This is a genomic window from Bacillus sp. AFS037270 (genome assembly GCF_002585305.1).
The window spans coordinates 101857-115723 of the sequence record NZ_NUNF01000020.1 but is presented as its reverse complement, the minus strand read 5'-3'; the positions used below and the strand labels follow the sequence as shown (position 1 = coordinate 115723).

Sequence of the window (13867 nt, the reverse complement as noted above, 5' to 3'; positions counted from 1 at the left end):
TCAATTAGCGGAATCTTCTTAAGGGGTGACGCGAATTTTAACGAAAACTAAAGAGTTACATATTATTTCGAACGGTAAAATGCCAATCGAGCAGTTACGAGAGATTTTAATCGATATATACCCCTATGTAACGTCGATTCACTTAAGGGAAAAGCAAAAAACAGCCAGAGAACTTTTTGAAGCGGTTGACCTGTTATCTACAGATATTCCCCTATCAAAAATAATCATCAATGACCGGGTAGATGTTGCTTTCGTTACAAGGGTGGCAGGGGTTCAATTAGCCTTTCACAGTTTAGAACCAGTGATTGTAAAAAAGGCGTTCCCTAAATTAAGGGTAGGAAGTTCCATTCACTCCTTATCAGATGGAGAAAAAGCTATGCTGGATGGTGCAGATTACGTGCTGTTCGGCCACGTCTTCCCTTCCCAATCTAAGCCAGGTAAGACACCAAAAGGTATTGAGGAATTATCAAGGGTTACCCAGTTGGATATTCCAGTTATTGCGATTGGCGGGATTACACCCGAAAATACGAAACCAGTCATCCAAGCTGGTGCAAGCGGCATTGCAGTGATGTCAGGAGTCTTAGATTCTCATGATCCTTTATCAGCAGTAAAATCGTATGTTAACGCATTAATAGATGGAGATGGAAAAAGTGAAAAATTCATATGATGTTGTGATTATTGGGGGCGGAATAAACGGAAGTTCGATTGCCTATCAACTATCAAAGATGGGGAAAAGAGTGGTTGTCATTGAGAAGAACCATTTGGCTTGTGAAGCTTCCAGTGCAGCTGCCGGAATGCTGGCCGCACAAGCAGAGATTGAACAGGATGGTCCCTTTTTTCAGCTAGCATTAAAGAGCCAGGCAATGTTTCCTGCCCTCTCAAATGAGTTATTTGACCTAACCGGGATTGATATTGAGTTTATCCAAAAAGGGATGATTAAGATTGCCGAAACAGTAGAAATGGCAGCTGAAGTTCACCAACAGGCAGCCTTCCAACGAAAGTGGGATCCAGAAATCGAATGGCTTGATTCTCATAGTCTGCGAGAATTGGAACCCTCCCTCTCCCCTAGTGTGGCCGGAGGGATGTATCTTCCTAACGACGGGCATGTCCAACCGGAAAAATTATCGCTAGCATTTGCAAAGGGAGCTGAACAATTCGGGGCGACAATCCTTGAAAATACCGAAGCCCGTTCATTTATCTATGAACAAGACAGGGTCATCGGGGTAAGAACCACCTTAGGAAACATCCATTGTAACCAGGTTGTTCTTGCAACTGGCGCATGGGCTTCAAGGCTCATGCATGAAACAGGAATGGATATGACAGTTTATCCGGTTAAAGGTGAATGTTTTTCTGTAAAGACGGAGTCCCCCATCATTAACAGGACCATTTTTTCCGATAAACGATGTTATTTAGTTCCAAAACGCAATGGTGAAATCTATATTGGTGCCACCCAAGTTGAAAATACTTTTGATAAAAATGTGACTCCCGGAGCAATTGCAAGTTTAGTAGAAAGAGCTGTTCAGCTGGTTCCTCAGATTAAGGATGCCCCATGGGAGAGGGTTTGGGCCGGCATTAGACCTCAAACTGGGGATGGCCTCCCCTACATTGGTGAACATCCATTATGGAAAGGATTGTTCATTGCAGCTGGCCATTACCGAAACGGAATTTTATTAAGCCCGGTTACAGGTACGCTTGTGGCTGATTTATTGGAAGGCAGACCAGATGAAAACCTTCTTTCTGCTTTCCGGATTGATCGAAATAAAGAAATGGTGCATTAGGGGGTAAAAATGAAAATTTTATTAAATGGCGAATCTATTCAATTACCTGATGAAATCAGATCAGTTTCAGATTTACTAAAACATTATGAAATCCATGATAAAGTTGTCGTGGTTGAAGTTAACGGAGAAATTTTAACAAGTGAGAATCACCAAAGTACTAGATTATCAGATAAAGATCGAATTGAAATAGTCCATTTTGTAGGAGGCGGTTGACATGTTAAAAATAGGTCCATTATCATTTAATTCTCGTTTATTGCTTGGAACTGGGAAGTACCCGAGCTTTGAAATCCAAAAGGATGCGGTAGAAGTCTCTAAAGCTGAGATTCTAACATTTGCTGTGCGGCGTATGAATATCTTTGAACCAAGCCAGCCCAATTTTTTAGAGCAGCTAGACACCAATAAATATACTTTACTTCCTAATACAGCAGGGGCAAAAACCGCAGCAGAAGCGGTGCGGATTGCCAAACTAGCAAAGGCTTCAGGACTCTGTGACATGATTAAAGTCGAAGTGATTGGCTGTGATAAAACTTTGCTTCCTGATCCTATCGAAACACTTAAGGCAACGGAAGAGTTAGTAAAGGAAGGATTTATTGTTCTCCCTTATACTTCTGATGATGTAGTCTTAGCAAGAAAACTTCAAGAAGCAGGGTGTCATGCGGTCATGCCAGGAGCTTCACCAATTGGATCTGGCCAGGGTATTATCAATCCGGTAAACCTTAGTTTTATTATTGAACAAGCAGTAGTTCCCGTGATTGTTGATGCCGGTGTGGGCTCGCCTGCTGATGCGGCATTGGCAATGGAATTAGGGGCCGATGGTGTTTTATTAAATACAGCTGTTTCGGCAGCAAAAAATCCGGTTAAAATGGCCAAAGCGATGAGTTTAGCTATTGAAGCTGGACGTTTAGGATATGAAGCTGGCCGAATCGAGAAAAAGAGGTATGCTACGGCCAGCAGTCCAAAGGAAGGAATGAGTATCGGGTGAATAATCGGTACTCACGGCAGGAATTATTTCCAGCTATCGGAAAAGCTGGGCAGGAAAAAATTTCAGCTAAACATGTTCTCATTATTGGATGTGGTGCACTTGGCTCAGCAAATGCCGAAGCACTTGTCCGTGCCGGGGTTGGTAAGTTAACCATCGTGGATCGTGACTATGTGGAATGGTCAAATTTACAACGGCAGCAGCTGTATACAGAAGAAGATGCTGAAAAAAGGCTACCCAAAGTGATTGCCGCTAAAAACCGCTTAACAGCTATTAACTCTTTTGTAACCATAGAGGCATTGATTGCGGATGCCTCGGTTTTAGAGCTAGAAGAATGGGCGCAAAAAGTAGACCTCATCATTGACGCAACAGATAATTTTGAGACAAGAATGATGATTAATGATGTTTCCCAAAAGTATAAAGTTCCTTGGATTTACGGTGCTTGCGTTGGAGGTTATGGAATCTCGTACACCATTATTCCTGAAAAAACGCCTTGTTTCTCTTGTTTACTAGAAACAGTTCCTCTAGGAGGATTAACCTGTGATACAGCTGGAATTATTAGTCCAGCTGTGAACATGGTGGTATCCTATCAAATCAGTGAAGCATTAAAAATATTGGTTGATGACCTGGATTCGTTACGAAACAAACTGGTTTCTTTTGATTTATGGAAAAACCAATTTAGTGCTATTAAAGTAGACAAGTTGAAAAAAGTGGACTGTCCCTCTTGCGGGAAAAATCGCTCCTATCCATTTTTGTCTTTTGAAAATCAAACAAAAACTGCGGTACTTTGTGGAAGAGATTCCGTTCAGATACGCCCTTCTTTTCCAATTGTCCGGGATTTAGTGGCATTAGAAAAAGTTTTAGAGAATCAAGGGGGAACCGTACAGCGAAATCCTTACCTTTTATCTTTCAGTCTAGATCCTTACAGACTAGTCGTTTTTAAAGACGGAAGGGTTTTAGTACACGGAACGAAGGATTTATCTGAAGCAAAAGCGTTGTACCACCGATATTTAGGATAGGAAAATACGAAAAATAATAAGAGGTTCCTTCAAGATCTGCCGTTTAAAAAAACAGCCTTCTGGAAGGCACCTCTTTCTTTTCAGGTTTTTCACACTTATTTCTCTTTATGGAGTCGACTACATGAAGAACGTTCAACCAATTGATGTGAAATGATAATTCGTTTGGTTGGTTCTGAACTATTTTCAATTTTCTCGATTAAGCCCCTTGATGCTTCAAGTCCCAGTTTTAAAATATTGATATCAACAGAGGTTAAAGGCGGCTTTGACATTTCTGAAAGTAAGATATTATTAAAGCTGACAACAGAGATATCTTCTGGAACTTTTATTCCAGATTCATCTAGCTTATTAAGGACTCCTAGTGCCATGAAATCATCCACAACTAACAGCGCAGTTGGACGCTGCTGAAGGGCCATTAACTCATTAACTGCCTCTTGCCCCCCTTCCCTTAGGAATTCCTCATGTTTGATATATTCCTCTTTAATAGGAATATTTGAATTTTCTAGAGCCTGTTTATAGCCATTTAACCGGTCGACAGTAACGATTAGTTCTGGGCTTCCCCCAATAAAAGCAATTTGACTATGCCCTTGGTCGATCAAATATTCTGTAGCTTCCTTCATGGCACGAACATTATCATTATCAACGTGAGTGATCTCTTCTATATATTTAGCCGGTTTTCCAATAACCACAAAAGGAAAATCGATTTCTCTTAAATACTGAATGACCTTATCTTCAACTTTTGAATTTAAAAGAATCATTCCATCCACTCGTTTTCCTTGTACCATTTGAATGACTGCCTCAAGAATTTCCTGTTGTGATCTTCCTGTTGTCATCTGCAAGGCATATTTTTTTTCGTGTACCCCTTCGCTAATTCCCTGAAGGACTGTTGGAAAGAAAGGATTTTGAAAAACAACATCCCCAGAGCTTGGCATAACAAGCCCAATGGTTTGTGTTGCTTTACTCGAAAGACTTCTAGCATTCAAGTTGGGATGGTAGCCAAGCTCCTCCATCACTTTTTTTACTTTTCGTTTCGTTGCCTCACTAATCCTAGGATTATTTGCAATTACTCTTGAAACCGTTGACGGCGCAACATTTGCAAGCTTTGCCACCTCTTTGATTGTAACAGTCATTTACTCCACCCTTCTCATAGGGATTTTCCTCTCATTTTATCATAACAGAAATAGTACTTTGGTCACATACCAAATGTACAATCATTATGGGTTTGTTACTATCTCAATAACTTTGAATCCTCACCCCATTGAAATAGGGTGGTTTTAAAAGATTAGACCTTCTTTGAATGAAGGGTACATGGACTTTCCCTTTCCTTAGTAAACTAACTAAAAATTTTTTTTCAGAAAAATTAGACTCTTAATCTAACTTTCTATTGAATTAACCAGCAAAAAATAGTATTATTTGTTTGTGAAAACGATTGCACTCCGTTTCTTGTTTTTTGGCTATCTTACTAGATCCGTAATAGAAGGATAGTTATGTCATTTTGTGCAAACGATTTCTCAACTAAATATAACATAGGGAAAAGGGGTTTTTCTATGAAAAAGAAGCAGCGAACACTATTGTCGCTTGTCACCATTACAGGATTAATTCTGCAACTGTTGGCAGGTTTCTCAAGCGAATCGGTAAATGCAGCAGAAACTGTAACTAAGCAGGCTGTTCTTGTAGGGAATTTACAAAAAGCGTTAGGAAACGCTGGGGACTGGGATCCATCATCCACTGTAACGAAAATGGCCGACCAAGGAAATGGGCTATACACCTTTACAGGGACATTGCCGGCGGGTACATATGAGTACAAAATCGCCATCGGCGGAAGCTGGGATGAAAATTACGGAGAGGGTGGAACTCCCAGCGGGAACAACATAAAATTATCGTTAAATGAACAAAAAGATGTCACCTTCTACTACAATGATAACACACACTCCATTGCCGACAGCACCCATTACACTCCATTATCTGGGGACAGACAGCCCCGCATAGCTGGAACCCTTCAGCCTGCAATTCAGGCAGGTCCAGCATGGAGCCCTGCAGAATCAACCGCCTTGCTAACAGATGATCATTTAAACAATGTCTACTCTTACACTGCAAAGGTGCCAAAAGGCAGCTATGAATTCAAGATTGTTCTAGGCAAGGACTGGACGGAGTCTTACCCTTCTTCAAATGAAAAGCTAAATGTACTAGCTGATACAACAATCACATTTTTCTATAAGCAAGAAACGAATGAAGTATATACAGATTATAAGCCAAGCGGATCGGATGGTTTAATTGATAAGTCTGCGCTTTATCATGATTCATGGGACAAAGTCTACCGGACACCATTCGGGGCCATTCCTGCTAATCAACCAGTAACCTTGCGTGTGTCCGCTAAGAAAGGTGACCTGACAAGAGCAAGACTATATGTTAAGAACTATAATACGGGAACCTCAAATGTTATTTCTATGAAAAATGCCGGCTGGGCTGATACAGCTGACAAAGGGGCAGTTGAATTCTGGGAAGCTACATTCACCCCTGCTGACAAAGGAATCTACGGGTATAAATTCATCGTTGGGGATCAAGATGCAACAGCTGAGTACGGTGAAGACACTCAGGAAGGACATACAGGAAAAGCAGAGGATAAAAATGCAGGACTTTTCCAATTGACGGTCTACGACCCTGCTTATAAAACACCTGATTGGATGAAAGAAGCTGTTGTCTATCAAATTTTTCCGGATCGTTTTTATAACGGAAACAAAGCAAACGACACCGCGAAGGATCAGATTGGAGCACGTGGCAGCCAGCCAATTGAACATCCCGACACTTGGTCATCATTGCCTGATAATCCATACGAACAAGGCACTGGTTCCTATAAAGGGGATGGAGAATTTACCAACGACTTTTTTGGCGGTGATCTTGCAGGTATCAAAGCAAAGCTAGATTATCTTCAATCTCTAGGCGTTAATACACTATATTTAAACCCAATAGCCCTTGCACCATCCAACCATAAATACGATGCGACCGATTATAAACAGGTCGACCCAATGTTTGGCTCGAAAAAGGAATTCGAGGATTTTGCAAAAGAATTATCAAAACGTCATATGCACCTCATTTTAGACGGAGTCTTTAACCATGTTTCCGATGACTCTATCTATTTCGACCGTTATAACAAATATAAAACCGTAGGTGCTTATGAATATTGGTCACGTATTTATGAGTTGATGAACCAAGAAAAATTAACCGAACCAGCTGCCAAAGAAAAGGCGAAGAAGCAATTTATTGACCAAGGCCAAACCTTCAGCCCATACGGTTTTGAAAACTGGTTCGATATCAAAAATGAAAAAGTAGACAATGAAAAAGTTAACGGTGTTTCGACAGGTCAGCATTATAAGTATGACGATTGGTGGGGCTATGATAGTCTGCCAGTGTTTAAATCAGTGGATGGTACCAAGGTCGACCACCCAAGTGAACTTAACAACACACAATTGGCCAATTATATTTTTTATGATAAGGATTCTGTTGCAAAGACATGGATTGATGAAGGTTCATCTGGCTGGAGGCTTGATGTAGCGAATGAAGTGGACAGTTCCTTCTGGCAGGAATTCCGTAAGCAAATGAAATCGAAAACGATGACAGGAGCTGGGAAAACACTTCAAAAAGAGGAAGCGCCTCTTATTTTAGGTGAGATATGGGATGATGCATCCAAGTATTTCTTGGGAGATCAATATGACTCTGTAATGAACTATCGTTTCCGCGGCGCCATCTTAGATTACTTAAAGAACGGCAATGCCGCTAATGCACAGAACACCCTTCTCGCTGTACAAGAGGACTATCCAAAGGAAGCATTTTATGCGCTTATGAACCTAATGGGTTCCCACGATACAGCTCGTGCAATCTTCCTGTTAGGCAATGGCACAGATACGTATTATAGAGCAGAACAAGATCCGAACTACAATTACAATGAAGGTGTCAAGCGACTGAAGCTGGCTTCCATTCTTCAAATGGGTTATCCAGGAGCACCGACCATCTATTATGGGGATGAAGCAGGTCAAACCGGATCCAAAGACCCAGATGACCGCCGAACGTATCCTTGGGGTAAAGAAGATAAATCCCTGATTGCCCATTATCAAAAAATTGGGCAAATCCGTAAGGAAAATGCCGACCTATTTGCCTATGGCGATTTGCACCATATTTATGCGAAAGGTGATGTACTGGCTTATGTCCGGACAAAAGGGGCAAAATCCGGCCTTGTAATAATTAACAGAGGGAAAAACGCACAGACAGTTGAGGTCGATACAAAAGAGTTGCTTGCGAACGGTCTTCGTTTTGTGGATCAGTTAGATAAGAAATATGAATCCACGACAAAGGATGGCAAACTGTCATTAACCGTACCTGCTGAATCAGGCCGGATGTTACTAACAGTTAATGAAGTAAGGCAACCAGTATCCGTTAAGGATGTAAACGGCGCTGCGGGTCCTAAACATGTTACAATAAGCTGGACAGGAAATGGTGACAAATACAATGTTTATCAATCTACTGTTTCTGGTGGACTATGGACAAAAGTTAAAGAAACAACTAATCCATCTGTAACCATTTCCAATTTAGATAATGGCCGTACCTATTATTTTGCCGTTACAGCTGTAGATGGAAATGGTAATGAATCGGTACCTGCAGCCACTACCGGCTTAGTTCCACATTTCGATGTGACAATGGCAAGTATTAAAGATCTGACAAAATTAGAGAACGGAGAACTGAATCTGGCGAAAGCTTCGAACGTAAATGCAACGTTTTACTTGTCTGGTGCGACGGAAGCTGGCGCAGCAGAAGGAGTTACAGCTGAGCTTCAAGTAAGGCTAAAAGGCCAAACAGATTGGCAATCCTCCCCTGCCCTATATAATGGACAGGCACAGGATGGCCAAGCAAATGAGTTTCAAGGAAGCTTTACGGCATATGAAGCTGGCACTTATGAGTACCGGTTGGCCTTTACACCTGATTTAGGGACGACCTGGGTTTACTCTTCAACTGGAGAAGTAACCTATACTCATAGTACGTCTGATACGACCCCGCCTGCTAAAGAAGTTGTATTGGATACACCGGTTAAAGAGTCGGGTCAAGTCAATTTAACTTGGAAACTATCAGAGCCAGAACAGCCATATAAAGCGTTAATCTACCGTGATGGCCAAGTTCTTACATCATTAAACGGGGATGCTACCTCCTACAGTGATTATCAGGTAGCCAATGGCACTGCCTATAAGTACCAAATACGCATCTTTGATCAGGCAGGAAACTATGTAGATTCAAACACCGTAAACGTAACACCAGAAATTGTCATGGTTCAGGTCACCTTTAAAGTGCATGCACCTGACTACACTCCATTGTCCGCTCAAGTCAATATACCTGGCAGCTTGAATGGATGGAATACCGGAGCTTGGTCGATGAGCCGAAATGGTGCGGTAACCCCTGATTGGGAATATACATTAGAGCTAGAAGAAGGAACCGAGCTTACCTATAAATATGTAAAAAACAATTCTTGGGAACAGGAAGGTTTAGCCGACCATACGCCAAACGATCCATCAGATGACGATATTAGCTACTATGGCTATGGTGCACAGGGAACGGATATGAAAATTGTGGTGGCCAATCAAGGGAATAACAAAATGCTTGTCCAGGATACCATCCTGCGCTGGATTGATCTTCCATTAGTCGTGAGTCAAATCAGTGTGAGCGGTTCGACTATGACCGTCACTGGAAATGCCATTAAAGGCGCAGACTTTACCATTAACGGAGAAAAAGTAGTGGTGGGTAATGATATGAATTTCACTCAAGCATTCACGCTGCAAGCTGGTCAGACTTCCGTACCAGTTCACATTGAGCCTTCTGCCGAAACAAAGTCAATCATTTTTAAAGGTGACGGTGGATCGATTAATAAGAACACTAAGAACTATTCGATTGATGTCGAATCAAAAACAATAAATGAAATAAAAAATTAGTATTAAAGAAGGTCTGCCCATTCAGGCAGACCTTTTTCTTATAATTATTAACCACTAGAGTCCCACATAATTATTATAGTTTACACTTTTAAATTTGTATCCCGTTCCTTTGTGCATTGTTGGATTTAATTTTGCCAGAGTTAAGTATCCTCCACTCTATAATAATAAAATTAAGAATAAGTCCTACCCAAATATTTACGTTTAACACTTCTTCAATCATCTTCGCTCTTCCTGATGGCAGAGAAAACCCGTTTAGTATATAGTAAGTTAAAAGTAAAACGGGCACCAATAAGCGAGCACTCACCGCCACTAAGGTAACACCATAACTACGGACCATCCAGCGTCGATGTTCATTCATTTCTTTTCCAACAGCCGCTCTAAAACCTTTCCAGCATGTATAAAGCCATATCAAAGATAACACTAGAAAAGAAATCGCCTTTGTATAATTCTCAGCATAGAATACGAGCACCAAAGCAAGCAATCCACTTATAAATATACTGCTAACATAAAGCCGGCCTAAAAACCGATGAATTCTTGGTTTATAAAGACGAATACGTTCTATAAATTGTAAAAAGCCTGATATTAATGCGAAGCATGCAAATACAATATGAGCAACAAGAACAGGAAACTGTATGGATGGCGATATTATCACGATTCGACTATTTTCAGGATTAAAAGTTAAATAAGGAACGACAAAAGGAGTCATAACTCCCAATGATACAATAACTAAAAGCCACCATTTTTTATTAGAATTCATTTACTTCTCTCCCCTCTACATCATTCCACTTAATTCATCACTTTTCCTCAATAAATTATTTAACCTTTAAATCGATAGCCTGCCCCCCATATCGTTTCAATAAATTGTGGGGCGGCTGGATCTGATTCTATTTTTTCGCGGATTTTTCTTATATGTACCGTAACAGTTGCTAAGTCTCCCATTGAATCTAGCCCCCAAATCCGTTCAAAGAGATGGTCCTTACTAAATACCTGGTTGGGATGTTCAGCAAAAAACACTAACAAATCAAACTCTTTAGCGGTTAACCCAATCTCTTTTCCGTTTATAAACAGTTGCCGGGATGTTTTGTTTATATGAAGTCCACGAACTTGTATCTCATCCAAAGCAGTTACATTCTTATGAACCAGTCTGTCATACCTTGCCAAGTGGGCTTTAACTCTCGCTACCATTTCACTCGGACTGAATGGTTTGACAATATAATCATCTGCTCCAAGCCCAAAACCTCGAATTTTATCAATATCTTCCATTTTTGCGGTAACCATTAAGATTGGTATATCTTTTTGCTTGCGAATTTGTTTGCAAATCTCGAAACCATTTACCGTAGGCAGCATCACATCTAATAGAATCAAGCTGTAGGGTTTACTTATTGCGGCATTGAGTCCCATTTTTCCATCGGTAATGATCTCCACTTGGAAGCCTTCAATTTCCAAATAATCCCTTTCTAACTCAGCAATACTCTGTTCATCTTCGATAATTAAGATTTGTTTCATTGAGGGTCACCTATTTCTGTTTGTTTTGAGAGCGTAAATTTTATAATTAAGCCCTGACCAGGAGGACTTTCCGCCCAAATCACACCATCATGGGCCTTAATAATTTGAGCAGCAATTGCAAGTCCCATTCCACTTCCACCCGTAGTGGAATTACGGGATGGGTCCCCCCTATAAAAGTGATTAAATATACTAGAAAGGTCTCCACTTGGAACACCGGGTCCGTTATCACCAATCGTGAACTCTACGATATCTCCTTGTTCTTCTACTGAAATACAAATCTTGCATTGATCCTTATCCCCATATTTCACACTATTATAAATAATATTGTTCATGACCCGAATCATTTGATCTCGATCTATTACTACGATTGTACGAGAATCTCCTTTTATCTCTAAAAATAATTGTACGTTTTCTTCACGCATTTCAAGCCTTAGTTCCTCTACATAATCTTTGAGGTAAGCGATAATATCGACATTTTCAAAATAAAATGGAATCCCATTCATATCAAGTTTAGAAAATAGGAACAACTCATCGATTAAGCGGTCTAACTGCGCTGCCTTAATATGAATGGTATTAAGGTACCTTTTTAGCTTTTCTTCTGTGTTCGCCACTCCATCCTTAATTCCTTCGACATAGCCGCGAATGGTTGTAATGGGCGTTTTTAAATCATGTGAGATATTAGCAATTAATTCTTTGCGATTCCTTTCATATTGCTCTCTTAATTCCGCTGCATTTTTTAATTTCTGTCTCATTTCATCAAAATGATTAACGAGTTTTCCCAATTCGTTTTTACTAGATGAGGCCAGCTTAAAATCCAGTTGACCTTGACTAATGTTGGAAGCCGCATCAGCTAGCTGTTCAATTGGCTTTAAAATTCTACGTGACATAAACAAAGAAAGGAGTGCATTTGTAAAAACAACAATGATAACCAATCCAATAAAAATCATTGGAAAGAATTTTCTGGCAAATTGAATAAATGGCACTCCTTCATCCAACAAAAGAATGGATCCTTTCGTTCCGTCCTGAAAGTAAAAATCATGCTGCCATAAAGAATATGGGTGGTCCCCAATCCATGTAGCCGCCATGTACCCTTCATTGCCGTAACTAGGTAATTTTTCATGTTTTAGATCTTTTATTCGATTGGAAATATACAACGGCTTCTCATCTTTGCGGATTATAACTCCAACGTTTTTACCTGTTAATTTCTTTGTTATTGAGTCGGTGAATGACGGATTTAAGAATTTTTCTGATTCAAGAGAGGCTGTTTTCTTTAAATCCGTAAATACTTGATTATTGGTTCCGGAAGGTTGTGTTTGCCAGTGATGCTGAAAGTTTTGGGTCCAATTTTTCATCCCCCCGCCAATCACAACATTAAGCAATAGAAAATAAAGGAAAAACAATATAACAGGTATCATTATCATGGCTGCATTTGAAATAAATAGGCTTTTACGAATGGACATAAAATCACCCTTCAAACTAATTTCTACTATCCAACAATACTTCCTATATCTTAAAAATAAGTAATGAAATTCTTAAATTTTTATTAATTGTTCATATCTAGTTTAGACTATTACCGTTTAAAAGGACTTTTTTTTATAAATTCATTCTTTAATATTTATTAATAATTTTTTTAGAATTTGTTTATTGGCAGTTTAGAAAAAAGGGTTAAATTTAGGTGTGTAAGGATCATTCAAAAAAATAATGAAAGGCAGGAATGTTATGTTTTGGGGCTATCATTCTTTTCATCCGATCTTCGGAATTCTGTTCTTTATTTTACTTCTTAGCTTCTTCTTTCTTAGATTCTTTATGTGGCGCAGATACAGCTACCAAGGTTGTTTTGGAGGAAGAGAAGATGCATTTTCTATACTTCAAAAACGCCTTGTAAATGGTGAGATTAATGAGGAAGAATACCTTCGATTGAAGGAAGTATTAAAGAAATAACCTATATAAAATGATAAGAGCAGTGGGTTTCAGAATCGAAATCACACTGCTTTTAACTTTATAAGGGGAAATTTAATATTTGCCATTAAGTGTGGACTAAGATGAGGTCTTTTTACTCTAGTCATTCCGTGGTTTAAATAGTAATCTTACAAATAGGCTAGAATAAGGAATGGATTATTTACCCAAAATAAGTTTTTCATTTCTTCAACGGATATACATTTTAATCACTTAAAGCGGAAGAGGGTAAAGTATGACTGAAAATATGGTGTTGGTTAATATCGGTCTATTAATCATTCGGCTGGTTATTGGGCTAACCTTTTTTGGACATGGCGCACAAAAGTTATTTGGCTGGTTCGGTGGTCCTGGCATAGCCGGCATGGGAAACTGGCTTGAAACACTCGGGCTTGAAAAAGGGGCCAAAGTCTGGGCTACGCTGGCAGGGCTTTTTGAATTGATAGGCGGATTACTTTTCGCTGCAGGTTTTCTTACATGGATTGGTGCGATCATGATTGTCATCGTAATGATTGATGCTATTTTTACCGTACATGGCAAAAATGGATACTGGATGACTAACGGCGGATTTGAATATAATCTCGTTTTAATTGCTGTTGTCATTGGCGTAGCTTTGATTGGCCCGGGGGACTATGTTTTGTTTTTTAATCTAAATAACTAAAA

12 protein-coding genes are annotated in these 13867 nt (G+C 39.8%); 8 read left to right on the top strand and 4 right to left on the bottom strand.

The window, feature by feature from the left end; translation table 11 throughout:
* The first annotated feature begins 25 nt into the window (after positions 1-25).
* From COD92_RS10890 to COD92_RS10870, 5 genes are read left to right on the top strand one after another with little or no spacing between them, the layout of a single operon-like run.
* Positions 26-667: a thiamine phosphate synthase gene (locus COD92_RS10890; protein ID WP_255295273.1), complete on the top strand. Its 642-nt coding sequence runs from the start codon at positions 26-28 to the stop codon at positions 665-667.
* Entirely contained in the window at positions 651-1778 is a 1128-nt protein-coding gene (thiO, locus tag COD92_RS10885; RefSeq protein WP_483295674.1) for a glycine oxidase ThiO, read from the top strand. Before COD92_RS10890 ends, thiO begins: the two co-directional genes overlap by 17 nt.
* A 9-nt stretch (positions 1779-1787) precedes the next feature.
* Positions 1788-1991: a sulfur carrier protein ThiS gene (gene thiS / locus COD92_RS10880; protein WP_098530560.1), complete on the top strand. Its 204-nt coding sequence runs from the start codon at positions 1788-1790 to the stop codon at positions 1989-1991.
* Between the two features lies 1 nt (position 1992).
* Entirely contained in the window at positions 1993-2760 is a 768-nt protein-coding gene (locus COD92_RS10875; RefSeq protein ID WP_098530559.1) for a thiazole synthase, read from the top strand.
* Positions 2757-3776 carry a thiazole biosynthesis adenylyltransferase ThiF gene (locus COD92_RS10870; protein ID WP_098530558.1) on the top strand — a complete coding sequence of 340 codons (1020 nt, stop codon included), beginning with the start codon at positions 2757-2759 and terminating at the stop codon, positions 3774-3776. The genes COD92_RS10875 and COD92_RS10870 overlap by 4 nt, the downstream gene beginning before the upstream one ends.
* A 95-nt stretch (positions 3777-3871) precedes the next feature.
* Here the strand turns inward: COD92_RS10870 and COD92_RS10865 are convergent, their stop codons facing one another.
* On the bottom strand, positions 3872-4903 hold the full coding sequence (locus COD92_RS10865) for a LacI family DNA-binding transcriptional regulator (protein ID WP_098530557.1): 1032 nt from the start codon (positions 4901-4903) through the stop codon (positions 3872-3874).
* Between the two features lie 417 nt (positions 4904-5320).
* On the opposite strand from COD92_RS10865, the gene COD92_RS10860 reads away from it, so the two are divergent.
* A complete protein-coding gene (locus tag COD92_RS10860; RefSeq protein ID WP_176550427.1) occupies positions 5321-9745 on the top strand; it encodes a pullulanase X25 domain-containing protein in 4425 nt (1474 codons plus the stop codon).
* An 88-nt stretch (positions 9746-9833) separates the two neighbouring features.
* Here COD92_RS10860 and COD92_RS10855 read toward each other — a convergent pair whose 3' ends face one another.
* Genes COD92_RS10855 through COD92_RS10845 form a run of 3 tightly spaced genes read right to left on the bottom strand, consistent with a single transcriptional unit; the run spans position 9834 to position 12711 of the window.
* The gene (locus tag COD92_RS10855) at positions 9834-10502 is read right to left on the bottom strand and encodes a DUF2306 domain-containing protein (protein ID WP_098996301.1); all 669 of its coding nucleotides are present in this window, start codon (positions 10500-10502) and stop codon (positions 9834-9836) included.
* Between the two features lie 59 nt (positions 10503-10561).
* A complete protein-coding gene (locus COD92_RS10850) occupies positions 10562-11251 on the bottom strand; it encodes a response regulator transcription factor (RefSeq protein WP_098530554.1) in 690 nt (229 codons plus the stop codon).
* Positions 11248-12711: a sensor histidine kinase gene (locus tag COD92_RS10845; protein ID WP_098996300.1), complete on the bottom strand. Its 1464-nt coding sequence runs from the start codon at positions 12709-12711 to the stop codon at positions 11248-11250. The genes COD92_RS10850 and COD92_RS10845 overlap by 4 nt, the downstream gene beginning before the upstream one ends.
* Before the next feature lie 259 nt (positions 12712-12970).
* Between COD92_RS10845 and COD92_RS10840 the strand changes: the two genes are divergently transcribed.
* Positions 12971-13192 carry an SHOCT domain-containing protein gene (locus tag COD92_RS10840; protein ID WP_141561093.1) on the top strand — a complete coding sequence of 74 codons (222 nt, stop codon included), beginning with the start codon at positions 12971-12973 and terminating at the stop codon, positions 13190-13192.
* 268 nt (positions 13193-13460) lie between these two features.
* On the top strand, positions 13461-13865 hold the full coding sequence (locus tag COD92_RS10835) for a DoxX family protein (protein ID WP_098530700.1): 405 nt from the start codon (positions 13461-13463) through the stop codon (positions 13863-13865).
* The last annotated feature ends 2 nt before the right edge of the window (positions 13866-13867 follow it).